The organism is Novosphingobium aerophilum, assembly GCF_014230305.1.
Classification (GTDB): domain Bacteria; phylum Pseudomonadota; class Alphaproteobacteria; order Sphingomonadales; family Sphingomonadaceae; genus Novosphingobium; species Novosphingobium aerophilum.
The window spans coordinates 24364-49750 of the sequence record NZ_JACLAU010000006.1 but is presented as its reverse complement, the minus strand read 5'-3'; the positions used below and the strand labels follow the sequence as shown (position 1 = coordinate 49750).

At 69.4% G+C, this 25387-nt stretch carries 21 protein-coding genes and 1 pseudogene; 11 read left to right on the top strand and 11 right to left on the bottom strand.

Annotated elements, in window-relative coordinates; translation table 11 throughout:
• Positions 1 to 81 precede the first annotated feature (81 nt).
• The 6 genes from H7F49_RS06250 to H7F49_RS06225 all read right to left on the bottom strand — a co-directional run bounded on the left by H7F49_RS06250 (position 82) and on the right by H7F49_RS06225 (position 10870).
• Positions 82 to 2067, bottom strand: coding sequence for a tetratricopeptide repeat-containing sulfotransferase family protein (locus H7F49_RS06250; RefSeq protein ID WP_185682719.1), 1986 nt, complete (start codon positions 2065 to 2067; stop codon positions 82 to 84).
• Positions 2068 to 2182: 115 nt separating this feature from the next.
• Positions 2183 to 4834: a TonB-dependent receptor gene (locus H7F49_RS06245; RefSeq protein WP_235981949.1), complete on the bottom strand. Its 2652-nt coding sequence runs from the start codon at positions 4832 to 4834 to the stop codon at positions 2183 to 2185.
• A 249-nt stretch (positions 4835 to 5083) separates the two neighbouring features.
• On the bottom strand, positions 5084 to 5500 hold the full coding sequence (locus H7F49_RS06240; protein ID WP_185682717.1) for a ketosteroid isomerase-related protein: 417 nt from the start codon (positions 5498 to 5500) through the stop codon (positions 5084 to 5086).
• Complete coding sequence (gene fghA, locus H7F49_RS06235) at positions 5497 to 6330, bottom strand: S-formylglutathione hydrolase (protein WP_185682716.1); 834 nt, start codon at positions 6328 to 6330, stop codon at positions 5497 to 5499. Before fghA ends, H7F49_RS06240 begins: the two co-directional genes overlap by 4 nt.
• A gap of 140 nt (positions 6331 to 6470) precedes the next feature.
• Positions 6471 to 7583 (bottom strand): S-(hydroxymethyl)glutathione dehydrogenase/class III alcohol dehydrogenase, encoded by a 1113-nt coding sequence (locus H7F49_RS06230; protein ID WP_185682715.1) that lies wholly within the window; start codon positions 7581 to 7583, stop codon positions 6471 to 6473.
• A gap of 122 nt (positions 7584 to 7705) precedes the next feature.
• Positions 7706 to 10870, bottom strand: coding sequence for a DUF2339 domain-containing protein (locus H7F49_RS06225; RefSeq protein WP_185682714.1), 3165 nt, complete (start codon positions 10868 to 10870; stop codon positions 7706 to 7708).
• 234 nt (positions 10871 to 11104) lie between these two features.
• Here H7F49_RS06225 and bchE point away from each other — a divergent pair, with 234 nt between their 5' ends.
• The 4 genes from bchE (at position 11105) to sorB (ending at position 15228) form a co-directional block, all read left to right on the top strand.
• The gene (gene bchE / locus H7F49_RS06220) at positions 11105 to 12787 is read left to right on the top strand and encodes a magnesium-protoporphyrin IX monomethyl ester anaerobic oxidative cyclase (RefSeq protein WP_185682713.1); all 1683 of its coding nucleotides are present in this window, start codon (positions 11105 to 11107) and stop codon (positions 12785 to 12787) included.
• Positions 12784 to 13386, top strand: coding sequence for a bacteriochlorophyll 4-vinyl reductase (gene bchJ, locus H7F49_RS06215; protein ID WP_185682712.1), 603 nt, complete (start codon positions 12784 to 12786; stop codon positions 13384 to 13386). Before bchE ends, bchJ begins: the two co-directional genes overlap by 4 nt.
• A gap of 277 nt (positions 13387 to 13663) precedes the next feature.
• The gene (gene sorA, locus H7F49_RS06210) at positions 13664 to 14875 is read left to right on the top strand and encodes a SorA family sulfite dehydrogenase catalytic subunit (RefSeq protein ID WP_185682711.1); all 1212 of its coding nucleotides are present in this window, start codon (positions 13664 to 13666) and stop codon (positions 14873 to 14875) included.
• A complete protein-coding gene (sorB, locus tag H7F49_RS06205; protein ID WP_185682816.1) occupies positions 14875 to 15228 on the top strand; it encodes a SorB family sulfite dehydrogenase c-type cytochrome subunit in 354 nt (117 codons plus the stop codon). The genes sorA and sorB overlap by 1 nt, the downstream gene beginning before the upstream one ends.
• A 57-nt stretch (positions 15229 to 15285) precedes the next feature.
• Here the strand turns inward: sorB and H7F49_RS06200 are convergent.
• Positions 15286 to 15411: pseudogene (locus H7F49_RS06200) on the bottom strand (PEPxxWA-CTERM sorting domain-containing protein); the annotation flags it as partial.
• Positions 15412 to 15771: 360 nt separating this feature from the next.
• Between H7F49_RS06200 and H7F49_RS06195 the strand changes: the two are divergent.
• From H7F49_RS06195 to H7F49_RS06170, 6 genes are all read left to right on the top strand, one after another.
• A complete protein-coding gene (locus tag H7F49_RS06195) occupies positions 15772 to 15984 on the top strand; it encodes a hypothetical protein (RefSeq protein ID WP_185682709.1) in 213 nt (70 codons plus the stop codon).
• 95 nt (positions 15985 to 16079) lie between these two features.
• Complete coding sequence (locus H7F49_RS06190) at positions 16080 to 16616, top strand: sigma factor-like helix-turn-helix DNA-binding protein (protein WP_185682708.1); 537 nt, start codon at positions 16080 to 16082, stop codon at positions 16614 to 16616.
• A 62-nt stretch (positions 16617 to 16678) separates the two neighbouring features.
• Positions 16679 to 17002, top strand: coding sequence for a hypothetical protein (locus H7F49_RS06185; protein ID WP_185682707.1), 324 nt, complete (start codon positions 16679 to 16681; stop codon positions 17000 to 17002).
• Positions 17003 to 17033: 31 nt separating this feature from the next.
• Entirely contained in the window at positions 17034 to 17474 is a 441-nt protein-coding gene (locus H7F49_RS06180) for a hypothetical protein (protein WP_185682706.1), read from the top strand.
• 44 nt (positions 17475 to 17518) lie between these two features.
• A complete protein-coding gene (locus H7F49_RS06175) occupies positions 17519 to 18040 on the top strand; it encodes a JAB domain-containing protein (protein WP_185682705.1) in 522 nt (173 codons plus the stop codon).
• A gap of 41 nt (positions 18041 to 18081) precedes the next feature.
• Complete coding sequence (locus tag H7F49_RS06170; protein WP_185682704.1) at positions 18082 to 18615, top strand: hypothetical protein; 534 nt, start codon at positions 18082 to 18084, stop codon at positions 18613 to 18615.
• A gap of 76 nt (positions 18616 to 18691) precedes the next feature.
• On the opposite strand, the gene dinB is transcribed toward H7F49_RS06170, so the two are convergent.
• From dinB to H7F49_RS06150, 4 genes are all read right to left on the bottom strand, one after another.
• Positions 18692 to 19777 (bottom strand): DNA polymerase IV, encoded by a 1086-nt coding sequence (dinB, locus tag H7F49_RS06165; protein WP_185682703.1) that lies wholly within the window; start codon positions 19775 to 19777, stop codon positions 18692 to 18694.
• 145 nt (positions 19778 to 19922) lie between these two features.
• Entirely contained in the window at positions 19923 to 20282 is a 360-nt protein-coding gene (locus tag H7F49_RS06160) for a P-II family nitrogen regulator (RefSeq protein ID WP_185682702.1), read from the bottom strand.
• A 69-nt stretch (positions 20283 to 20351) separates the two neighbouring features.
• On the bottom strand, positions 20352 to 22904 hold the full coding sequence (locus H7F49_RS06155) for a DUF2309 domain-containing protein (protein WP_185682701.1): 2553 nt from the start codon (positions 22902 to 22904) through the stop codon (positions 20352 to 20354).
• A 1-nt stretch (position 22905) separates the two neighbouring features.
• On the bottom strand, positions 22906 to 24342 hold the full coding sequence (locus tag H7F49_RS06150; RefSeq protein ID WP_185682700.1) for a proton-conducting transporter transmembrane domain-containing protein: 1437 nt from the start codon (positions 24340 to 24342) through the stop codon (positions 22906 to 22908).
• Between the two features lie 109 nt (positions 24343 to 24451).
• Between H7F49_RS06150 and H7F49_RS06145 the strand changes: the two genes are divergently transcribed.
• The gene (locus H7F49_RS06145; RefSeq protein ID WP_185682699.1) at positions 24452 to 25318 is read left to right on the top strand and encodes a LysR substrate-binding domain-containing protein; all 867 of its coding nucleotides are present in this window, start codon (positions 24452 to 24454) and stop codon (positions 25316 to 25318) included.
• Positions 25319 to 25387: the final 69 nt, after the last annotated feature.

Below are 25387 nucleotides of genomic sequence, written 5' to 3'. Positions count from 1 at the left end.
TCCCCCGGTGGGGGAGGATCAGGAACCTCCGCTCCCCACCCAACCCCGCCATCGGCCGCGCGCTGAACGCGTCGCGCTGACCTAGCCGACCAGCGCCTCGCCCAGCGCGGCCTTCAGCGGGCCGAGCCAGGGCTCGAACGGTTTCCACTGTTCCATTCCGTCGCGGTAGATCGGGCGGCGGACCTGTTCCGAGCTGGGGGTCCGCACGCTGCGGGCGGTCTTGTGGAAGGACACGCAGGATTCCTCGAAGGGCAGGTCGCAGAAATCGAGCAGGCGCCGGACGCTGCCTTCCAGGTCCTGCACCACGTCCTCGTGCTGGACCCGCAGCACGCGCCCAGGCAGGGCCGTGTCCCAGTGCTGCATCAGGTCGAGATAGGTCCGGTAATAGCGGGCGATATCCTCGAGGTTGTAAGTGAACTCCTGGCCGTTGGCGAAGAGCTGCTTGAAGTTGCTGAAGCAGCAGGCCATCGGTTCGCGCCGGGCATCGATGATCCGGGCATTGGGCAGCATCAGGTGGATGAGGCCGATGTGCCGGAAATTGTTCGGCATCTTGTCAACAAAGCGGGGCGCCCCGTGCCGGTAGATGCGCGTGTCGGCCAGGTACTTGGCGCCGAGCCGGGCGAATTCCTCGCGCGGCATGTCGGCCAGGACGCCGGGATAGATCGGGTTTTCTGGATCGGGATGGCCGCGCTGAAGATCGAGCACGATGCGCGGGATGTCGGCCAGTTCCTGCGTCCCGTCGACTTGCGAGTGCGAGGCGAGGATCTGCTCCAGCAGGGTCGAGCCCGAGCGCGGCAGGCCGACGATGAAGATCGGATCGGGGCGCGGATCGCCCCAGCCTTCGCGTTCGGCGAAGAAGGCGCGGGTGCAGACCTGTTTCTGGTTGCGCGTGTTGGTTTCGAACACGGCGATGGAGAACGCGCTCTCGCTGCGCTTCTGGGCATTGCCCCGCTCGTAGTAGGACCAGGCTTCGGCCGCGTCGCCGCGGTCCTCCAGGCCTTTGCCCAGGGCGAAGCAGAGGTGATAGCGGTCGGCCAGGCGGGTCGTCTCGAGCGCTTCCAGACGCCGCATCTCGGCGATTTCCGCGTCGGTGAAGCGGTAGACCTTGAGGTTGGCGAGGCTCCAGTAGGCATCGCCGAAATCGGGCCGGGTCGCGGCGGCCGAATGATAGGCGGCCACGGCTTCGGGCATGCGGCCGATGGTTTTCAGCGCATGGCCCAGCCAGAGGTACACGTCGGCATCGTCGGGCCGGTCGCGCAGCATTTCGTGATAGAGCGCGATGACCCGCTCATGCTCGCCGAGGCCGACGGCGGCCGTGGCCGCGAGCGCGCGATAATCGTAATTGTCCGGATCGAGCGCCAGCAGCAGGTTGATCTGCTCGCGCGCCTCCACGTACTTGTGGCGCAGGGCCAGGGTGTGCGCATAGTCGAAGCGCGCCGCGCGGTAATCGGGGGACAGTTCGAGCGCCCCGGCCAGCAGCAGTTCGGCATCGTCCAGCACGTCGCGGGCAATGCCGATCTTGGCGAGCAGCCGCATCGCTTCGGCATTGTGGCCATGGGTCTGGAGAAAGTGCCGGACCATCACCTCGGCCGGTTCGAGATCGCCGTCCGAATAGAGCGCCGTGGCGGTGACGACATCGGGCGGCAAGGCCGTGAGGATCGCCACATGGTTGTCGGCCAGGGCGGCGTTATCCTGGTCCCCGACCAGCCGGTAGAGCCCGGCGAGCATTTGCCAGGCCGCCACCAGCGCCGGGTTGATGTTGACCGCGCGCAGCAGGCTGTCGATGGCGCCCGGGGCATCGCGCAGCGCGACCCGGCAAAGGCCGCGCTCCTGGTGCAACCGGCTGAAATGGGGATGGGCCGCCTCGAGCCGGTCCAGGGCGGCCAGCGCGGCATCGATCTGCTTCAGGTGCCGCAGGCTCTGCGCTTCGACCAGCAGGGCATCGCGATCGGTGGGGCTGGCCTCAAGCTGGCGGCGGGCCGGGGCCAGGGCCTCGGCAAAACGCCCCGATGCGACCAGGGCCCGGGCGCGTTCAAGCTCGGACGGAGCGGAGGATGGGGTCAGCATGGGGTTCGGTGGCCGATGGATGGACGTGTCCCGCAGAAAGCGCCCCGATCACAGGTGGAAAGGGCGGGGATCGCCCCCGCCCTTTCGGTTCATTCCGGTGGTCCAGCGGGTGCGATCAGAAGCTGGTGCCCACCTTGAAAGAGATCACCCGGGGGCGCAAGGGCGTTTGCATCTTGATGTATTGCGCCGCGCTGGTGAAGGTGCTGGCCTGCGAATTGGTCAGGTTCGACACGAAGACTTCGGCGCGCCAGTTGTCCCGCGTCAGCCCGACGCTCAGATCGAAGGTCGTATAGGCGGGCTGTTCGTAGCGCAGCAGGGTCGAAGTCGGGATCAGCACACCAGCGCCCGAGGTGTAGGACGAGGGCTGGTTGAACATCTTGCCGACGTGAGTCATGCCCACCGCGATGTGCGCCAGGTTCGAACCGACCATCCATTCATAGCGGCCCTGCAGGCTGCCCTGGAATTCCGGCGAGAAGGCCCCGACCCCGCCAACCTGGCCAAACGGGTTGGCGAAGGGCGCGGTCACGCCTTGCGAGGTGAACTGGGTGATGCACTTGCCCACGCCCGGCGAGGCCGGATTGTTGTTGATCAGGCACGGCGAATTGGACTGGCGGTTGCGGTTGTAGGCCCCGGCGCCCGACAGGGTGAGGCCGGGGGCGAGCTTCGCGGTGAACTGGGCCTCGATCCCCTTGTTGTGGTAGCTCGGTCCATTCATCGTGAAGGCGTAGTTGAAGCCCACCGCCGGGTTGAACAGGCCGAACTGCACGCTGTCCCAGATCATGTAGTAGGCGGTCAGGTTCAGGATCAGCTTGCGATCGAACAGTGAGGTCTTCAACCCGATTTCGTGATTGGTCAGGTTGTCGGGTTCGTAAGTGAGCGGGGTGGCGAACTGGAAGACGCCGTTCAGCCGGGCCCGCTGGTTGGATGACCGGTTGAACCCGCCCGGACGGAACCCTTCGGAGAAGGTGTAGTAGAGCATGGTGTCCGGCGTGACCTGGTAGGTCACGTTGGCCCGTCCCCTGAACCCGGTGTAGACGGATCGCAGGTTCTTGGCGTCAAGGTTGTTGCCCGGGGTGCAGTTGCCGTTCGCGACATTCACGCAACCGTCGAAGCTGCTGAACACCGAACCGGTCTGCCGCTGGGTGTAGCGGAAGTAGCGGCCGCCGGCGGTCACGGTGAGCTTGTTGGGGATGATGTCGAAGTCGAACGATCCGAACACCGCAAGCTGATCATAGCCGCGCTGGATATCCTGCCCGAAGGCGGTGTTGTCACCCCGGACGCCGCCGAAATAGACGGTCGAGGCCGGGTTCGGCCGCAGGTTGGCAAGACAGGTGGCCCCGCCCGCGAGCGCCGAGGCCAGGTTGGCCGGGTTGCACGACGGGATGGTCTTGTAGTTGAAGTTCATCGCGTCGTAGATCTTGAACTGCTCGACAAAGCCGCCGACGATGAAGCGCAGGCGCCATTCGCTGGGCGAGCTGATCCGCAGCTCGTTTGTCAGGTGGGTGTTCCGGACCGTGTCCTGCCAGTTGGCGGTCGGAGCATAGCACGTCGCCGGCTTGCCCGCGCCGAAGGCATAGTTGGTCCCGCCGGTGCACTGGTAATAGACGCCGTAGGGCGCGCGCGAGTAGTTGGTGTAGTCCATCTGCTGCGAGACGTTCCGCACCATGTAGGAGCCGGTGTAGACCACCTTGAGCTGATCGATCTTGCCGTTGATCGTCAGGGCCGTGTTCGAGAACTTGTCGATGTTGTAGGCCGGCGAGAAGGTGGTGGTCTGCATCCGCTGCAGCGGCTGAAAGTCGGCCCCGGTCGGCGTTTCGAAGAACACGCCCTGCGCGTCCATGTGCTGGAAGCTCTGGGTGACCAGCGCATTCCAGTCCTCATCGATCTGGTACAGGGCCGACAGGCGGACACCCTGGTAAGTGACCGGGTTCTGGTCCTTGGCGGCGACCGAGGAATTGTTGATCTGCGGCGCATTGCCGACGGTGCAATAACCCGCCCGGCCCGGGGCCAGGCCGTTCGGGCACAGGCCGGTGTTGTTGGGCCTGATGCCCAGCGTGTAGTTGCCCAGATCGTTGTTGGACCGGGTGAACGTGCTGTAGACGTTGTCGATGTAGCCGCCGCGGCGATCGTTGTAGACGACCGCGCGCACCGCCAGCTTGTCGGCGATGATCGGCACGTTGAAGGTCGCGCTCAGGCTGGTGTTCGGGGCACCGCCGGTGGTCAGGCCATAGGACGCGTCGATGCTTCCGCTCAGGCCGCCGAACTGCGGCTTGTTGGTGATGTACCGGATCGCGCCCGCCTGGGCGCCGCCGCCGAACAGCGTGCCCTGCGGCCCTTCCAGAACCTCGACCCGCTCCATGTCGGCCATGAAGATGTCGGCGTTGCGGCCCGGGAACTGCATCGACTGATCGTCGAGATAGACCGCCACGTTGGGGAAGGTGCCGATCGAGCCGCTGCCCTGGGTGCCGGCGCCGCCGGCGCTGAGGCCGCGGATGAAGATTTCGCCCTGGCCCGGACCGTTGTTGCTGAACGCGACATTGGGGGTGATCCGGCGGACATCCTCGAAGGTCGCGATGTTGTACTTGGCCAGCGCGGCGCCGCTGTAGGCCTGGATCGTCATCGGCACCTTCTGCAGCGATTCCGTGCGCCGCTGGGCCGTCACCACGATTTCCTCGATCTGGTCGCTCCGCGCGGCGGGCGCGGAGCCGACGTCCTCGGCCCAGGCAGAGCCGGGAATGGCCAGGGCCAAGGCGCTGACAGATGCCAAGAGAACGTTCGGCCGAATGCCGGTATGCGCAGGTGACGCCATCGCTTGTACCCCCCGTTGACCCGAGCCACTCGGGCCTCGAATTCGTTCTGGCACCGCCCAGCCAGGTCCAGCCCCCGGCAGGTTAGGTGATGGACTGAACTTTGTCGAACCTGCGGCCCGGCGTAAGCGCTTTAAGCTGATATCAGCATCCCAAAAAGTCATGAGGCCCGCCGGACCCGTTCCGGGCCGGTCCGGAGGGCGACAGGATCAGCCTCCGACCTGCGCGATCCAGTCGGCCAGGTTGTAGTAGACCGAGACCCGGGTGATCGCGCCGTCCGCCAGTTCGAAGAAGGCTCCGGCCGGCAGGACGTAGGTCTGCCCGGTGGCCGGAGGCAGGCCCTCGTCGTCCGCCAGATAGGTGCCGTGGACCGTGAACTCGGCCGCGGCGCGGGTGCCGTCGTCGCTGGCCATGACGACGATGTCGGCCAGTTGCTCGCGATAGCAGCGGTCCATGTGGGCCAGGAACGCGCGGAACGCGTCCTTGCCGGTCTGGCGGGCGCCCTGGTTGATATCGTGCGCGACATCCTCGGCCAGGCAGGACAGCATGCCGGCGTTGTCGCCCGCGTTGAAGGCCGCGTAATAGCGCCCGATCAGCGCCAGCGTCTCGTCCCGGGGCGTGGTCATGCGCTCAGCCTTTCCGCGTGCCAGCCGACATGGTCGGCCATGAAGGTGGAGATGAAATAGTAGGAATGATCGTAACCCGGCTGCATCCGGATCGTCGCCGGCTGGCCCGCGGCGGCGCAGGCCTCGGCCAGCAGATGGGTCTTGAGCTGGCCGTCCAGGAAGGTGTCGGCCTCGCCCTGATCGACCAGCAGGTCGGGCAGGCGCGCGCCGTCGGCGATGAGGGCGCAGGCGTCATACTGGGCCCAGGCCGCGCGGTCGGACCCAAGATAGCCGCCCAGCGCCTTCTCGCCCCAGGGGCAGGACAGCGGGCTGACGATCGGGGCGAAGGCGCTGACCGAGCGGAACCGGCCCGGATTGCGCAGCGCGATGGTCAGCGCGCCGTGCCCGCCCATCGAATGGCCGGTGATCCCCTGCCGGGCCAGGTCGACTGGGAAGTGCGCCCCGACCAGCGCGGGCAGTTCGCTCTCGATGTAGGACCGCATGCGGAAGTTGGCCGCCCACGGTGCCTCGGTGGCATCGACGTAGAAGCCCGCCCCCTTGCCGAAGTCATAGCCCTCGTCATCCGGCACCTCATCACCGCGCGGGCTGGTGTCGGGGGCGACGAAGACGATCCCGCGCGCGGCGCAGGCGGCGCGGTATTCGCCCTTCTCGGTGACGTTGGCGTGGGTGCAGGTCAGCCCCGAGAGGTACCACAGCACCGGCAGCCTCGCGCCGGGCGCGTGGTCGGGTACGAAGACCGAAAAGGTCATCGGCGTGCCGGTGCTGATGCTGGGGTGGGTGTAGACCCCCTGGGTGCCGCCGTGGGCCCGCCAGCTTGAGACCTGTTCCAAAACGAATTCCGTTCGTGTCGAGCGAAGTCGAGACACCTGCGCGCCCGTGTCTCGACTTTGGCTCTTTGCCAAAGTTTATCCCGAGCTTGTCGAGGGGCTCGACACGAACGGGGACGGGACAACCCGTCGCTGACCTGGTCTCAGAACACCACGACCGAGCGGATCGACTGGCCCGCGTGCATCAGGTCGAAGGCGGTGTTGATCTCTTCCAGGCCCATGACGTGGGTGATCATCGGATCGATGGCGATCTTGCCCTGCATGTACATGTCGACGATCTTCGGCACGTCGGTGCGGCCCTTGGCCCCGCCGAAGGCCGTGCCGCGCCAGTTGCGCCCGGTGACGAGCTGGAACGGGCGGGTGGCGATCTCCTTGCCCGCCTCGGCCACGCCGATGATGATGCTGGTGCCCCAGCCGCGGTGGCAGGCCTCGAGCGCGGTGCGCATCACCTCGGTGTTGCCGGTGGCGTCGAAGGTGTAGTCCGCGCCGCCATCGGTCATCTGGACGATCGTCGCGACCACGTCCTCGCGGCTCATGCCCTTGCTGTTGAGGAATGCGGTCATGCCGAACTTGCGGCCCCATTCCTCGCGGTCGGGGTTGATGTCGACGCCGATGATCTGGCCCGCCCCGGCGAGCCGGGCGCCCTGGATCACGTTGAGGCCGATCCCGCCGAGGCCGAAGACCACCACGGTGTCGCCCACCTGGACCTTGGCGGTGTTGATCACCGCGCCGACCCCGGTGGTCACCCCGCAACCGATGTAGCAGGAGGTCTGGAACGGCGCGTCCTCGCGGATCCTGGCGACGGCGATCTCGGGCAGGACCGTGAAATTCGAGAAGGTGGAGCAGCCCATGTAGTGGAACACCGGGCTGCCCTTGTAGCTGAACCGGCTGGTCCCGTCGGGCATCAGTCCCTTGCCCTGGGTGGCGCGGATCGCGGTGCACAGGTTGGTCTTGCCCGACAGGCACGACTTACACTGGCGGCATTCGGGCGTGTAGAGCGGGATCACATGGTCCCCGGGCTTGACCGAGGTCACCCCCGCGCCAACCTCGCGCACGATCCCGGCGCCCTCATGGCCCAGCACCGAGGGGAAGATCCCCTCGCTGTCGAACCCGTCGAGGGTGTAGGCGTCGGTGTGGCACACCCCGGTCGCCATGATCTCGACCAGCACCTCGCCCGCCTTGGGGCCCTCCAGATCGAGCTCGACGATCTCCAGCGGCTTCTTCGCTTCGAAGGCTACGGCGGCGCGGGTCTTCATGGAACGGGGTCTCCGGTTGGCACTGGACAGCGGGAACGGGCCGTCTGGATAGGCACCGGGCGCGGAATCGTCCACTCCCCGCTGACCGAGTCATTGTGGCATCAGATTTTGGCAAATCGGGGTCAGCCCCCGATCGCCTGGGCATCGGCCTTGAGATAACGGCTGTAGAGCCAGCCGATCCCGATCAGGCTGAAGCCGAGCGCGAGGAACGAGGCGATCCGGGCCAGCCCCTCGAGCCCGGAGGCGTCGAACAGGAAGACCTTGCCGACCGCGCCGAGCATCAGGACCAGCGAACCGAGCCGCCAGGTGCGATCGGCCTTGCGGATACCCCAGAGCAGGTAGCCGATGGCCAGGGCCACGGCCGCCAGCGACCAGGCGATGTCCTCGGCCGAACCGACCGCGACCGTCGCGGGCAGGCTCCCCGCGAAGAGCTGGCGCAGGCTGGTGAGGACGAACAGGCCGATCAGCCCCATCCGGGCGACCGCGAGGCCGGTGGCGAGCCGCCGGGAGGCGGAGACGCCATCCGGCTTTAGCGCCTGGGGGAGCAGCCAGAGGGCCGCGAACAGGCCGCCGTAAGCCGGGATCAGCAGGTTGGCGACGGGCCAGGCGCCGATCGCCTGATCGGCCCACAGCGGGTTGTGCAGCAGCACGGTATAGCCCAGCCCATGGCCCAGTGCCGCCCCGATCAGCGCCAGCGCGGCGACCGGTCGACCGGCATCGGCCTGCGCCCGGCGAGCCCAGCGCCATGCCATCGCACCGCCGGCGACCAGCAGCAGCTCCCACACCGTCCGCTCCGCCAGGCCCAGCGCGGTGAACCGGTCGGCCGAGGCGATCGCGAAGAGCTGCTTGTAAAGCACATGGATGGCGATCAGCACGCCGGTCCCCACGCAGCCCTGCGCCAGACGACGCGGGGCGGACGGGATCGTCGCCCCGGCCCGGTGCAGGGCCAGGCCGATCAGCAGGGCGGGACCCAGCAGGCGCCGCAGGGCTTCGCCCGGTCCGGGCAGCGCCGTGACCAGGACAGGCTCTCCCCCAAGCGAAGCCATAACGCTGCCCAGCCAATGCGCGGCCGGAACCAGCGCCCACAGCGCGGCCAGTCCGCCCAGCGTGGCGCCAACGGTGAGAGAGGCCAGATCGGGCCGGCGCTCGCGCAGCAACTGCCCCAGCAGCACGGCCGCGGCAGCGGTCAGCCCCAGCCAGTCGGCGGGCACGATCTGTGCGACCAGCCCATAGGCGACCAAGGTGGCGACCACCTGCCCGGGCCCGACCAGACCACCTTCGGACGGCGCGCGCCGCATGCCCCAGGCCATGGCCGCCGCGGACAGGGCCGCACCGCTCCAGCGGACCAGGGCCTGGACCAGATCGGGCTGCGGGGCCTGTTCCAGCAGGCGCAGGACCTCCGCATCGGCATGGCCGGTGAACCCGAGCGCGAACAGGGCCGCGACCTGGAACGCCAGGGCGCCAAAGCGCAGGTCCCAGTTACCGGCCCGCAAGGCCAGACCCAGGCTGAGCAGGGACACCGCGCCCAGGCACGCCGGAGCCGACCACCCGGGCGCGGCCGAGAGCAGGGCGACCGCGAGCAGCAGGGCCGCACAGCCCGCCGTCAGGGCGAAGCAGCGCCCGCCCGGCTGCCGCGCCAGGCCCCACAGCATGGCCGCCCCGGCCGCCGGCAGCAGGCCCAGCAGCAGCGCGATCTGCGCCGAGACCGGCCCGGTCGGGCTGAACTGCACCTGGACCGCGACGAAGCCGCCCAAGGCCACGGCCGCCAGTCCCACCGCGTCGAGCAGGGCCAGCGGGAGTTCGGCCGCGGTCCGCAGCCGCCACAGGGCGTGGCCCCCATAGATCGCCGCGATCCCGCCCAGCACCAGGGCGAAGGACCAGGCCTGGGGCTGGGTCCACAGCAGCAGCAGGCCCAGCGCGGTCAGCAGGGGCACCGCCACCACGGCCCGGATCGCCGGGACCCTGTGGCCCAGCCACAGGACCGCCAGCGAGAGCAGGGCGTAAAGTCCCCAGGTCAGCAGGGTGAAGCCGCCCGTGGCCACCAGCAGCGCCAGTTGCAGCGCCCCGACCGCCGCCGAAACCAGCCGCAGCGTGATCCCGTCGCGCTGCGCCCCGGCCACTTCGGCGGGAAGCGCCGGAAGGGCCAGCGAGAGCGCCAGGATCAGCAGGCCGACGGCGACGACTCCGGCGGACTCGAGCGCCCCCATGGCGATCATCACCGTGCTCCACGCGGCGCCGCCGATCAGGGCCAGGATGCCGAGCCACGCCCAGCGCTGGCGCCGCGAGAGGAGGGCCAGCCCGGCCACCAGCACGCCGATGTAGCCCGCCAGCAGCGGGGCATTGGGCTGAGCGGCGTGAACCAGCGCCGGCGCGGCGAGTCCGCCGACCAGGCCCAGCACGGCGCAGGGCGGGCCGAACCGCAAGGCGAGGACGCCCGCGGCAAGGGTGATCGCGGTCAGCCCGGCAAAGGCGCTGGCCGGGCCGATCAGGGCGTAGAGGTTGGCCGCCGCCAGCGTGGCGGCATAGAGCGCGCCGATCCCGGCCCCGGCCAGCGCCTGCGCCACCCGCGGATCGTCGATCCATTCGGCCCGGCGCCGGGCGATTTCGGCCGCACCGACCAGCGCCGCACCGAACAGGCCGCCGAGCACGACCCGCACCAGCGGCGAAAGCAGGCCGGATTCGATCGAGTAGCGCACCAGGAACACCGCCGCGACGAGCAGGGTCAGGCCGCCGGCCCAGATCGGCAGCTTGCGGCCGAACAGGTCCTCGAAGTTGACGGCAAAGCCTGTCGCCGCGGGTCCGGCCGCACTGTCCGGCTGCGCCAATGGCGCCCACTCGGGACTGCCCGGGACGGGTGCGGCCATGGCCAGGGCCATGTCCTGGGCAGCGTCCTGGGCGGCGGGTTGGACCGTGGCCGGCCGGGAGACAGCCGGGACGGACGCCCCCGCGGACTTGGCACGGGCCACCACCCTGGCGGGCTGTCGGTCGGGCTGCCGGGCGGGCGGGCGGGCTTCGGCCGGAGCCACGGCGACCGGCGTCGTGGCATGGTCCCCGGGGTCGGCCACGGCAGGGTCAGTCGCAACGGGGCCAGCCGCAACGGGGTCCTCGCCGGTCGCGCGGATTGGCGGCGCCGTGTCCGGGCGGAAGGCTTCGGACGGGACCTCGGTCGCGGTCAGGTCGCGCCAGGGTTCTTCACGCAGTTGCCGCTCCAGCGAGGCGAGCCGCTTGCGCTGGTCGGCCAGCATGATGCCCATGACCACCACGGCGACGAACAGGACCGATTCCATCCAGCCACTCCCTTCACACCAAGTCGAAGCTAGAGCAAAATTATACACTGTGCAATTCAAAATTTATCACTGTATAATTTAGCCTCTGCGCGGCGGGGTCGGGGCTGCGCCGGCTGGCCTGTCGGGGCTGGCCCTGGCCCGAAACGACCGGGCGGCCCCGCGCTTGCGCTGGATCAATGATCGATTGTCCAGTCGCGTGGATGGTTGAGGCTGTCCAATCGGCGAGACAATCCTATGCGCATCCTGCTGGTCCATCCCAATTATCACTCCGGTGGCGCAGAGATCGCCGGCAACTGGCCCCCCGCCTGGGCCGCCTATCTCGCCGGGGCGCTGCGCGGCGCCGGTTATGACGACGTGCATTTCATCGACGCGATGACCGACCACGTCGACGATGCCGAGCTTGAGGCGCGAATCCGCGCGCTGAAGCCCGATGTGGTCGGCACCACGGCCATCACACCGTCGATCTACAAGGCCGAGGAGGTGCTCCGCCTGGCCAAGGCGGTGTCCCCGGCGATCGTCACCATGCTGGGCGGGGTCCACGCCACCTTCATGTTCAAGCAGGTCCTGACCGAGGCGCCGTGGATCGACGTGATCGTGCGCGGCGAGGGCGAGGAGATCCTGCTCGACCTGATCCGCGCGATCGACGAAGGCCGCTGGCCGCTCGCCCGCCATGCCATCGAGGGGCTGGCCTTCCTGGACGGGGCCGACATCATCGCCACCAAGGCCGCGCCCACGGTCAAGGACCTGGAGAAGATCAAGCCCGACTGGGGCATCCTGCAGTGGGACAAATACGTCTACATCCCGCTGGGCAAGCGGGTGGCGATCCCCAACATGGCCCGCGGCTGCCCCTTCACCTGTTCGTTCTGTTCGCAGTGGAAGTTCTGGCGCGACTATCGCATCCGCGACCCCAAGGCCGTGGTCGACGAGATCGAGACCCTGGTGAACGACCACGAGGTGGGCTTCTTCATCCTGGCCGACGAGGAACCGACCATCAACCGCAAGAAGTTCATCGCCTTTTGTGAGGAGCTGATCGCGCGCGGCCTGCCCGAACGGGTCCAGTGGGGGATCAACACCCGCGTCACCGACATCCTGCGCGACGAGGCCTATCTGGCGCTCTACCGCCAGGCCGGGCTGGTCCACGTCTCGCTCGGCACCGAGGCGGCGGCGCAGCTCAAGCTGGACCTGTTCAACAAGGAAACCACGGTCGAGCAGAACAAGAAGGCGATCCGCCTGCTGCGCGAGGCCGACATCCTGGTCGAGGCGCAGTTCATCGTCGGGCTGGAAAACGAGACGGCGGAGACGCTGGAAGAGACTTACCGCATGGCGCAGGACTGGAAGCCGGACCTGGCCAACTGGTCGATGTACACCCCCTGGCCCTTCTCCAACCTGTTCGAGGAGCTGGGTGACAAGGTGGAGATCCACGACTTCGACAAGTACAATTTCGTCACCCCGATCATCAAGCCGGCGGCGATGGAGCGGGGCGAGCTGCTCGACCGGGTGATGAACAACTACCGCCGGTTCTACATGCGCAAGGCGCTGTTCTCTTACCCGTGGCAGGGCACCGGATATCGCCGCAAGTACCTGCTGGGCTGCCTCAAGGCCTTCCTCAAGGCCGGGTTCCAGCGGACCTTCTACGATCTGGGCCGGGTCAACTACTGGGGGCCGCAATCGCGCAAGAAAGTGGACTTCCAGTTCGACCGCAGCCGCACCCTGGCCCCGGCGCAGACCGCCGACTGGCAGGCCGCGGCCGAGCGCAGCCGCAAGGCGGCGGAACGCGGGGCGGTGGTCCATGATGCGGCCGGGGTGATCAAGGCCTGCGGCGGGGGCGACCAGCAGTTGAGCGACGAGGCGGCCGACGCCTTCGCCCCGGCCGGGCCGCCGCCCGACCCCGGCGCGAAAGGCCGTGTCCACCTATGAGCCCGCCGGCGGCCGCATTGGCGGCGCCCGCCGGCCCCGGCAAGGTCGGCCCGAACGCGATTATCCAGCTGGCTGCGGTGCTGCGCGAAGCCCATGGCGCAGCCGCCGAGGCCGCGACCCTGCGCGCCGCCGGACTGGCCTGTTACCTGGACCGCCCGCCCTCCCGGATGACCGACGAGCGCGAGGCGGCGGCGCTGCACCGCACGGTGATGGACCGCTATGCCGCGGACTGGGAAGACCTGTCATGGCGGGCCGGCGAGCGGACCGCGGACTACCTGCTGGCCCACCGCATTCCGCGCGCGGTGCAATGGCTGTTGCGCCGGCTCCCCGCCGGCTGGGCGGCACGCATCCTGGTGCGCGCAATCGCCCGGCACGCCTGGACCTTCGCCGGATCGGGCACCTTCAGCGCCCGCGTCGGGCCGGGGCGCGTGCGGCTGGAGATCGCCGCGAACCCGGTCGCCATGCCGGGCTGTCCCTGGCACTGCGGGGTGTTCACCGCCCTGTTCCGCCGTCTCGTCGCGGCGCGCGCGGTGGTTCGGCATGAGCGATGCGTCGGCTGGGGCGATCAGGCCTGCGGCTTCGTGGTTTCCTGGCGCTAGCCCGGGGGCCGTGACCAAGGCGGCCAAGGGCCGGGATGGGGGGACAGTCATGGCCTGAAAATCCGCAAGGCGGCTGACCATCGCGGCGGACCGGCCGCACTGAGCCGTCGACCCGACCGGACTTGTCTGCCATGCATATGGTGGTTGCCGAATTCCAAGAATTGCCCCACCATCGCAGCGCCTTGCCGCTTTGTGCCGGTGAGGGCCCGCCCCCGCTTCGCCGCCCCGGGGCCAAGCCCTCTCCCGGCGCGGTGCGGACCCCTTCTATGGATCCGACATGACCGCCTTCGATCGCCGTTCGCTGCTGTCCGCCGCCGGGCTTGCCGCGGCTGCGGCACCCCTGCGTGGCCTCGCGCAGAGCGTCCACCGCACGGTCCAGATGCCCTTCGCCAACGGCACGCGCCCGCTGATCCAGCTGCCCGGCAAGCGCGAGATGATCCTGCTGACCAGCCGCCCGCCGCAGCTGGAAACCCCCTTCGCGGTGTTCAACGAAGGGGTGATCACCCCCAACGATGCCTTCTTCGTTAGGTATCACTTGTCCGAACTGCCGCTGGAGATCGATCCGGCCGGATTCCGGCTGACCATCGGCGGCCATGTCGAACGCCCGCTGACCCTCTCGCTGGCCAGCCTGAAGCGCGACTTCGCGGCAAGCGAGGTGGTGGCGGTGAACCAGTGTTCGGGCAACAGCCGCGGCTTCGTCGATCCCCGGGTCGCCGGCGGCCAGTTGGGCAACGGGGCCATGGGCAATGCGCGGTGGCGGGGCGTGCCGCTGCGGGCCCTGCTCGACCGGGCCGGGTTGCGTGCCGGCGCGGTCGAGGTGACCTTCAACGGGCTGGACGGGCCGCCGCTCGACGCCATGCCCGATTTCGTCAAGGCGCTGGGCATCGATCACGCCCGCGACGGCGAGGTGCTGGTCGCCTATGCGATGAACGGGGCCGACCTGCCCTTCCTCAACGGCTATCCGCTGCGCCTGGTCGTGCCGGGGCACTATGGCACCTACTGGGTCAAGCACCTGAACGAGATCATGGTGCGCGACACGCCGTTCGACGGGTACTGGATGAAAACCGCCTACCGCATTCCCGACAACGACTGCACCTGCGTCGTGCCCGGACAGAAGCCCGACAAGACCCGGCCGATCGGGCGGATGAACGTGCGCTCCTTCGTGACCAGCCACACCGACGGGCAGCGCGTCGCGGCCGGGGCGACCACCGAGCTGCGCGGCATCGCGTTCAGCGGCGGGGCGGGGATCGCACGGGTGCTGGTCTCTTCCGATGGCGGCCAGGGCTGGAGCGAGGCGCGGCTCGGCGAGGACCTGGGGCGCTTTTCGTTCCGCGAATGGCGCCTGGGGATCACCCTGCCGGCCGGGCGGCACCGGCTGATGGTCCGCGCCTTTGCCGGCGATGGCGAGGCGCAGCCGCTCGAACCGCGCTGGCAGCCCTCGGGCTATATGCGCAACGTGGTCGAAAGCCTGACCGTGGAGGCGGCGTGATGCGGGGCGCGGGGCTGATCCTGGCCGCGACGGCGGCCCTGGCGGGGCTGGCCATGGCCTCTGCCGGACTGGCCGCTCCCGGTCCGCGGGGGAAAGCCCCCGCCGCCCGGCCGGTGACCTTCACCCTGCCCGAGGAGACGATTCCCGAGGACCTTGCCGATGCCGAGGGCGAAGCCGTGGTCAATCACTGCACGGCGTGCCACTCGCTGGAGTACCTCGTCACCCAGCCGCGCGGCAAGGGCGCGCAGTTCTGGAAGGACGAGGTGGCCAAGATGGTCAACGTCTACAAGGCTCCGATCGAACCGGCCGATGCCGAGGCGGTGGCTGCGGTCCTGGCCCGCAAGTTCGGCTGAGCCGGGCCTGACGCCCGCCCCGGTCATCGGATCGGGCAATTGGATCAGGCAGCCGGATCAGGCGATCGACAGGCGGCGTTCGCCGGCTAGCCGCGCCGGGGTACGGCTGCGGCGGGGGGCGAAGCCAACCGCGCCGAGCCCCAGCATCATCATCGCCCAGGTGGCGGGCTCGGGCACGGCCGCGGTTGCCGCGCTGAACACCACCTGCCCGGTGAAGCCGCCGTTGCGGCCCATGCTACACTCCGTCGCTTCACGTCCGGTCCTCCCTTGTAGCGATCGGGGATCATTAACTTTGGCTAAGGCCAAGGCCCCGGACAGGGTCCAGCCGGCGTCAAAAACAACATATGTGTCAAATAGATATCTTGGGATAGCGGCTCGGCGGGATGAACTGCTCCGGCCTTGAGGCCCAGGATATCGCGGCAGCGGACCCACCCTGCCCCAAGGTCACGCGGCGCTGTATTTTCTATCCGCGGACGATACAAACCGGGGCAGGTGTGATCGAGTCGGCCGCGTCCTGCCGGACGCCGCCAGAAGGAGCCGTGTGTGCCGGATCATTCTGCCCAACCCCGTCCCGTGGAATTGATCGAGCTGGCCGAGGCGATTCGCGGGCTGCTCGCCCGGTCCGATGCGCTGGGACTGCCCTATGTCGCGATCCACCTGTGCAATGCGCTGGAATCGCTCGAAGCCGATGCCGGTCCGGAGGACATGCCGATCGATCCCGATGGCGCCGGCGATGCGGGGCCCCTGCCGGGCTGACCCCACGAATTGCCTCTGCCCGGTGGCGGGGCTAAGGATCACCGGGCAAGGGATCCGCGACAGGTCCACCCGGCTTGCAGCAGGAATACAGACCGATGGCACCAGACATGCTGCCCGATCCGCAGACCCAGGCGCAGGCGCAGGCGCAGCTCGATCGACTGTCCCCCAAGGAACGCGAGGTGCTGGACCAGTTGCTGCTGCACAAGCCGCTGAAGCTGATCGCGCATGACCTTGGCATCACGCTGAGCGCCGTCGACCAGCGGCTGAAGTCGGCCCGCACCAAGCTGAATGCGGCTGACCGGAACGCCGCCGCCCGCACTTATGCCGCCCTCCTCGCCACCTGTAGAGAATCCACATGTGGATTTGAGGCGGTGGTCAGGCCCGGACCAGCCCCGCTAGTCCGGACCCCGGAACCACCCGCGGCTGCCACGTTTACGCTGAGGGACAGCGGGACGATCATCGTCCCTCCGTCGCTTTACGGAAACGGGCCTGCCGGAGCGGTCTCGGAGGTTCTGGACGAACGGTTCGGGCGGCTGTGGCGCATTCTGGCCATTCCCGCCCTGGCGGTTGCGATCGCGATGCTTGCCCTCGCGCTCATGGCCATGGCCCAGATGCTGGGCGAACTGCTCTGACGGCAATCTCCGCAACCCTGGGCGCCGGGACCATCGTGCCGGGCCCAACCGGAGACGCGACCATGATGACACCTGACATTGCCGCCCTGCGCATTGCGCGCGATCTGAAGCAGTTCGAGGATGCCCTCGACACCGCCCTCGCCGCACAGTGTGCGCTGGGCGCCACCCTGGCCCAGGCCCGGATCGATACCGACACGCCGCTGGTGGTCGGCCATGTCGCGCTGATGCGCCTGGTCAAGGCCGGCCAGACGCTGATCGCGGCCCGCGCCGACGCGATCCGGGCCCACGAGGAGCTGTACAAGGTGGCCGAGGAGCGCTGCGATTTCCCGCTCACGCCCAAGCCGAAGTCCGCGCTCGAAAGCTTCGAGGTGGCACAGGCCGCTTGACCACAGCGCGCCGACGGCAACATTCTGGGGCATGATCCTGATCATGCTGAGCATGGCCTTTGCCACCGTCGCGGTGCTGTACGCCTACTGGTTCGGCGGTATGGCAGAGCGATACGGGGCAAAGGTCATCGCCGCGATGTACGCCATGGCGCTGGCCGGGCGAACGCAGCAGGTCGGCGTGTTCCATGAACTCGATCCGGTCGCTTTCGCGGAAGACCTGATCGGTTTCGCAGGTTTCTCCCTGTTGGGGATCTACACGAAGAGGGTCTGGCCACTATGGGCGGCAGCCTTTCAACTGCTGAGCGTCGGAGCGCATTTCGTGCGGATGCTCGAGCTGGACGTCCGGCCGATTGTCTACGCCTGGATGAAGAGCGGGCCGACCTGGGCGGTCCTGGTCCTGCTGCTCATCGGAACGCTTGGCCATCGCCGGCGGACGTCTTCGCGCGCCAGCGGGCCCTTCTCGCCAAGCTGATCGGGGGTGACCCCGCGGGGGCCGAACGCCTCGCGACCGGACTGATGGCCGCGTTCGGATCGATCGGCAGTGTGCTGGGCGCGCCGCCCTCGGCCCTCGCCCGGGTGCTCGACGATCCCGACTTGATCGACCGGCTCGGCGTGGCCCGGGCCGCGGTCATGGAAGGCCTGAGTGAACAGGTGCAGCGCATCCGGTTCGACCTGACCGACTTTTCGCTGCAGCAGTGGGTGGTCGGGCTGTTCAAGGGCCTGCGCCGCGAACGCATCCACCTGGCCCTGCTCGACGCCGACCGGCGACTGATCTTCGACGAACCCCTGGCCGAAGGATCGCTGGATCGAGTGGCCGGCAACCTGCGCAAGCTGGTCGGCCGAGCCATCGGGCTCGATGCCGGGGCCGTGGTGCTGATGCACAATCACCCGTCGGGCGACGTCCGGCCCAGCAGCGAAGATATCGCCGCCACGCGCCGCATTTCCTTTCTGCTCGCCAACATCGACCTCGCTCTGGAGGATCACCTGGTGGTGGCCGACAATGCCATCTTCAGCATGCGCCAGGCCAACATGCTATGAATCATGCCGCTCCTGCGTGCCAATCGGAGCCCGGATGCCGCATGCCGATCCACGCCGCTGAGGTGGAGGCGATGGGCAGGAGCCTGCTCGATCTGGCCATGCGTCTGCGGCGCGAGGCGGCCGGCACGGGGGAAGGGGACACGGGGGCAGGGGACACGGTTGCGTCCGGGCCGGCACCACCGCCCGCCGGTCCGCCGGAGACGAACCCGGCGTTGCTCCGGCACGCGGTGATCCGGTTGCAGGCGATGCGGCAAAGGCGCTTGCACAACTTCGGGCTCGCCCTTGCCGGGGAAACCGCCTGGGACATCCTGCTGGCCCTGTACCAGGCCCTACTCGCCGGTCGCGACCTGACCTTTGCCCAGTTGTGCAAGGAAAGCGGCGCCTACCCGGCCACGATCCGGCGCTGGCTGAGCGTTCTGGCCGGGCTGGACCTGATCGATCTCCCCGAAGCCGGCAGCGATCCGGCGCTGCTGCGGGCCCGGCTGACTCACAAGGGCGAACTGGCGATGGCGGACTGCATCCTGGGGCTGCTGGCCGAAGGCGGGGCGGATTCCGCCGAACCGCTCCCGGCCTGACCCGGCCCACCCAAGGGACGCGGTCATCGCCGGGCCCAGGCTCAACGCCGCGTGCCCCTCACACCCGTTGCCCCGTTCAATCGCCCGCCAGCGCGAGCTCGGGGGCGACCGGATCCTCCGCCCGGCCGCCCAGTCCCGACAGGGTCACGCCCACCAGCCGGATGCCGCGGGCCGCAGGCAGGACGCTGCGGATCAAGGCCAGGCTGACCCGATGCAGCTCGGCACGGCTCGTCACCGCCCCGCCCGGCGTATGGCTGCGGGTGGATTGGCGGAAGTCGGCCCACTTGATCTTGACCGTGACCGTGCGCCCACGGGTCCCGGTGCGTTCGCACCAGGCCCAGACGTCGTCGGCCATGGCCAGCACACCGCGTTCGATAGCGGCCGGATCGGTCAGATCGGCACCGAAGGTGGTTTCCGAGCCGACCGACTTGCGCAAACGGTGTGGGTTGACCGGACGGTGGTCCTCGCCGCGCGCCAGGCCATGATACCAGCCGCCGGCCTTGCCGAAGCGATGGACCAGCGCCTCGCGCGACCAGGCGCGAAGATCGGCCCCGGTGCGGATCCCGGCTTCGTGCATGCGCCGCGCCGTGGCTGGCCCCACCCCGTGGAACCGATCGACCGGCAACGCGGCGACGAAGGCTGCCCCTTCCCCCGGCTGGATCGCGAATTGCCCGTTCGGCTTGCGCTGGTCCGAGGCCAGCTTGGCGAGAAACTTGTTGTAGGACACCCCGGCCGAGGCGGTGAGACCGGTTTCGGCATGGATGCGGGCGCGGATCGCCCGGGCCGTGGCCCAGGCGCTCGGCAGGCCGGCGCGGTTCGCGGTCACGTCCAGATAGGCCTCGTCCAGCGCGAGCGGCTCGACCAGATCGGTGAACTCGGCGAAGATCGCGTGGACCTGGCGCGACACGGCCCGATAGACCTCGAACCGGGGTGGCACGAAGACCAGGTCGGGGCAACGCCGCAGGGCGGTCACCGAAGGCAGGGCCGAACGCACGCCGAAGGCACGGGCCTCATAGCTGGCTGCGGCCACCACGCCCCGCCGGGCGGACGAGCCGACCGCCACCGGGCGGCCGCGCAGGGCCGGATCATCACGCTGCTCGACCGACGCATAGAAGGCGTCCATGTCGACATGGATGATCTTGCGGATCGCCGGCTCGGCCATGTCGGCGCCATAACACGCCGGGCCGCATCCGGGCGATCCCCTGTGAGCAGTGCCCAGCCCTTTCAAGATAGGCCCCATCAAGACCGGCCTTATCAAGATGGGACCGGATCAGGATGGGCCCGATCAAGATGGGACAGGCGGCGGATCAGGCCGCCGTGCTGGTGCTGCTGGCAAAATAGTCCGAGCGCATCACTTCGACATCGGACAGGAACGTCACGCCGGGGCGGCTCTCGAACAGCCTGGACAGGCCGATCGCGACTTCGCTGATCACGGCGGCCTCGGCCACGCCGACGAACATCACCAGCCCGGTGTGATCGTTGAAGATGGTGCGGCCCTGGTGGAACCCGCCATGCCCCATGCCGGCCACGTCGCGGATCATGGTCCAGCCGCCGACCCCGGCGGTCTTGAGCAGCTCCTCGACCGCGCTGTGGTCCTCGGCATGGACGACGATCTCGATCTTCCTCAGCCGGTGCAGTTGCAGCCGAGCAAACACGTTCTGGCTCATCGGGTATTCTCCTGGATCAGGGTCCGCCCCGGACGGGAGGCGGAACTAAGGGGTGTTCGAAAGGGGGGATCAATGCAGCGTCGAACCCTCGGCCGCAGGATCGCCGGCGGGGCGCCAGCAGCGGGTCCGGCCGGTTTCCGGATCGATCACCACCAGCTGGACCCAGCCGTTGCCGAACAGGCGGCCAAGGATCTCGTTGGCCTGGATCACCGCCTCGACCCGGGCGAGCGGCGCCAGCACCACGGTCAGCAGGCGCTGAGGCACGTGGTAGGGATCGCCGGCATCGGTGAACAGCGACTGGCGCGGCAGGCCAATGCGCAGGTCGCCACCATTGCCCTGGATCACCCCGATCCCGCCCAGCACGTTCTGGGTGACCTTGTCGCCCGAACCGTAGCGGCTGTTGTCGATCGTCGAGAACAGGTACTGGCAGTTGATCCACTGGGCGACGACCATCGGCGCGGTAAGGATCGTGGTCAAAGCGGTGGCATCCTCGTCGGCGCGCCAGTCATAGCTGTGCAGGAAGGTGCGGCCTTCCAGGTCCAGCCCGGCGGTCCAGTCCCGCGGCCCGACCAGGAACGCGGCGTTTCCGGCCAGTCCCCATTCGGGCCGGACCTCACCCCAGTGAACCGCGCCGGTCAGCAGATCCTCGGCCGAACGTCCGAGCAGCCCGGCGCGATGCGCGCGGTTGACGGCCCCGGCCCGGGCCAGGCTGGTCTCCAGCGCGGCCAGATCGGCGGCATGGCTGGCCGGCACCTGATCCCGATCGAAGATCGTCACCACGTCGGTGGTGGTGTCATGCTCGGCGGCCAGGAACACGGTGGTCTCGGGCAGAGCCAGGCCATGGGCGGCCATGCCCGCGCGCACGGCGGGATCGTTCAGCATGGCCACCAGGATGCGGGCGTTGGCGCCGCCCTTGTGCCCACCGCAGGCCCCGCAATCGAGCGCGGCAGCATAGGGGTTGTTCACCGCGCTGCCGCCATGGCCGGCCAGCACGACCAGCCGCGCCGTCTGCGGGGTCAACCCGGTCAGGCGGAACAGGGCCGAGGCATAGCCGATCTTCTCGTCCAGGGTGAAGGCGGGGCGCTGACCGTCCGTCGGGCAGCAATCCAGCGCCGGTGCCAGGGCCGATGCCCGGTCCGGGGTGAGCGAGCGGGTCACCCGCTCCAGCACGCGCGGGCCGATCGTGCGGGCTGCCATCAGCAGGCCGGCGAGCGGACCGGTGGCCTCGGCCGTCGCGAAGGCGGTCGCGGTGCCCTGCTTGGCGGCGCCGAACAGGGCCGCGGTGTGCTGCTCGCGCGCCAGTTCGGCCGACAGGCTCGCCGCCTCGTCCTCGCGTCCGGCGACGGGCGCCTCCGCGACATCGTGCTGCGGGGCGAGCAGGACCGGCAGGAACCGCTTGCGGCGCTCCTCGCCGTGGCGATGCAGCGCGATCGGCAGGCCGAAGAACCCGGCATAGCCCAGCGTCTGGTAAGCCCCCTGGGCTTCCAGCGCGCGACGGAACGGTTCGGAACGGACGTCGATGCAGAACACCAACTGGGCGTCGGGACCCGCGCCCGCGGTCTGGTGCGCGGCGGCCTCACGCTCAAGCGCGGCGGCCTCGAGCCGGGGCACCAACTGGTTGCGGTAACTCCATTCGGCGGCGGTCATGAACAGCGCGCCAAGCGCCCCCTCGGTCAGGGCAGCAATCCGCCCGAAGGCTCCGTGCGCGGCAGCCAGCGCGGCGTCGACCGCCGCCGTTTCAAGCCCGAAGTGGGCGGCGAGCCGGGCCGCACCCACGTGCGCGGTCGCCTGCGGCACCGTCCGGGGGGCAAGCGCCCCGGCGCGCTCGATCAGCAGCCACAGCGCGATCAGATCGGCCATGCCCGCAGGTGCGCCGGAGACATTGGCGGGATCGGTGTGCTCACCGCGCCAGCGGATGTGACCGGCCCAGCCGGGCAGGCGGGCGACCAGATCGGCCAGGTGGTCGACCTCGTCTCCCTCGCTGACGCCGAGCGCGGACAGCCCCTCGGCAATCGCGGTCAGCGGATCGCGCGAAACGGTCAGCAGCAACTGGGCGCCGAGCGCGCCGGTCAGGCGGGCATAGTCCGGATCGTGCCCGGCCAGCGCCAGAACCGCGCGATAGAGCCCCAGATCGCGATGCGGCATCGGGCTGGCGGCCTGGCTCTGGTCGAAGAAGGCGGCACACCACTTGGCGAGGAAGGCGACATCGGCCGTGGTGGAGTCCTGCTCGGGCTCGGGTCCGGAAGCGGGCAGGTCAACCAGGCGGGCCATCAGCAGGTCGAGCGCCGTGATCCCCGGCGCCACCTGCGCTTCGGCGGCGTAGATGCCGCCAAGCTCGCGGATCGCCGCGTCGCGCAGCGCCTTGGGGTCGATCCGGCCCGTCGCCAGCAGCCCCCGCCAGGCGGTCAGCGGCAGGCTTTCGCGGGCCCCGAACCGCCGGGCGGCTCGGTGCACCGCCTCGGCGAAGGGCAGATCCTCGAAGCCGGCCAGCGGATTGACCGCGATCGCGCTTTCCAGCGGCCAGAGCGGGGGGACACTGCGCGCGGCGAGCGCGACCAGGCCGGCGACCTCGGTGCGGGTCAGTTGGGTTTCCGCGGTGGTGAGCGGGGCCATCATGTTCATGTCAGATCTCCGCGGTCTGGAGGGCGGGGGCCGGGGCACTGCCGGCATTGAGCAGGTGGACGTAGAGTGCGGCAGGCAGCGGCCGGGCCCGGGCCTGGCGGAGCTGCTGCCACATCCAGGCCGCCAGGAAGGCGCCCAGCAGGGCCAGCAGGGCCCAGGGCGGCAGGAGCGAGGGCGCATCGGCCCCGAGCAGGGCGTGCATGGCGGCCAGGCCGGCAGCGTGGAAGCCGATCAGCGCCGCGACCAGCCCGCCGATCGCCAGCCGGGCGCGCAGCGGGATGTTCCCGGTCAGCCCCTCGACCAGAGTGGCCAGCGCCGTGGCGAGGCCGAGCAGCAGGGGCACCAGGCTGCCCGACGCGTCCGGCGAGAGGGTCAGCCAGGCACCGACCGCCAGGGTCGCCACGGCCACCCCGCCAATCGTCGCCGGCTCGCCCAGGCCGGCAGGCTTGTCGCCGCGCATGCCGACCGACGAACCCGAACCGAGGAACAACCAGGCCTTGAACAGCCCGTGCGCGACAATGTGCCAGAGCGCGGCGGCGTAAGCGCCCAGCCCGCAGCTCATGATCATGAATCCCATCTGCGACACCGTCGAACCGGCCAGCGACCGCTTGATGTCGGGGCGCACGCTCATCACACCGACCCCGTAGAGCGCGGCGACCAGTCCGATCGCCACCGCCGCGGCACGAGCGATCGGCGCGGCCTCGAACACGGGGGCGAAGCGGATCAGCAGGAACCCGCCGGCGTTGACCAGGCCGGCGTGCATCAGGGCCGAGACCGGCGTCGGCGCGGTCATCGAGGACAGGAGCCAGCCGGCGAAGGGCGGCAGGGCGCAGCGCGCCGCGGCCGCCACCAGCAGCAGCAGGGCCGCGCTCAGCGTGACCCAGCCGGGCAGCGACGGCACCGCCGCGAGGACCGCATCGACCTGGGCCGTACCGGTCTGGCTGACGAGCAGCACCAGCGCGACGACCAGCGCGGCATCACCCACCGCAAAGGTCAGCAGCGCCCGCCGCGCGGCGCCGCGCGCTTCGCTCCAGGCGGTGTCATGCCCGACCAGCCGGGCGAGCAGCACGCCGCTGGCCAGCCAGCCGATCCCCAGCACGACCAGGTGCCGCGCAAAGACGAACAGCATCACGCTGGCGATCAGCAGGGCAATCCCGCCGAAGTAGGCGGCAGGCCGGCGATCGGCGCGCATGTAACGGAGCGAGAAGGTCACCACGATCGCGGCGACGAACAGCGTCAGCAGTCCGATCACGGCCGAAAGGCCGGGCAGACTGCCGATGCCCGCCGGCAGGGTCCCGCCCGCAAGGAGCAGGCCCAGGGCCAGGGCGAGGCCGGCAAAGCCGAGCCACAGGACCAGCGCGAGGCTGCGTCCGGCGGCAGCGTGCGGCGCCACGGCGCCGGTCGAGGGAGAGAGCGGGGAATGGGATGCGGTCGACATGGTTGAGCCCTTTCGTCCCGGGGCTCTTGGCGCAGGCGGATAAATTGGAGAAACGATTTGTTGAAATGCTTAACATTGACGTTTTAAATGTTTGGGCGCATCAGGAGGCATGCCCGGAACCCGCACCCTCGACCTTGATCTGCTGCGCTGCTTCGTCACCATCGCCGAGACCGGAAGCTTCACGCGCGCCGGTGAACGCCTGGGGCGGACGCAGTCGACCATCAGCCTGCAGGTCAAGCGCCTTGAGGACCAATTGGGCCGCGCGGTCTTTGCGCGCAGCCCCCGCGCGCTCAGCCTCACCCCCGAGGGGGAGCGCCTGCTCGGGCCCGCACGCCAGTTGCTGCGGCTGAACGATGCCGCCATCGCCGAACTGTTCGAACCCGACATGACCGGCCGGGTCCGGCTGGGCGTGCCCGAAGACTTCGCCACGGCCCACCTCCCCGCGGTGCTCGCCGCCTTCGCCAAGGCCCACCCTCTGGTCGAACTCGAAGTGACCTGCGACCTGACCCTCAATCTGCTCGAACGGTTCCACGACGGCGCCTTCGATCTGGTGCTGGTCAAGCGCGAGCCCTCGGCCCCGCTCGAAGGGGTGCGGGTGTGGCGCGAACCGCTGGTGTGGGTGGCGCGTGACCAGTTGGCGGTCGCCGGACAAGCCTGCGTCCCGCTGGTGGTCTCGCCGGAGCCCTGCGTCTATCGCAAGCGGGCGGTCGATGCGCTCGAGGCGACGGGGCGAACCTGGCGGATCGCCTACACCTCGACCAGCCTGGCGGGCAGCCAGTCGGCGGTCAACGCCGGGCTGGGGATCACCGTCCTGCCGCGCGAGATGGTGCCGCCCTACCTCACCGCGATCACCGACGACCCGGCCCTGCCCCCGCTGTACGACACCGAGATGGCGCTGATCGAGGCCCCCGGCCTGTCCGCGACCGCGCACCGTCTGGCCCAGCACATCGTCGCGGCCCTCGAACGGGGCGCCTAGGCGCTCAAGGCCCCCACCCTCCGAGTTGCGCCGCGCAACTCGATGGGCGGGGCGCCCGGATGTCCGGGT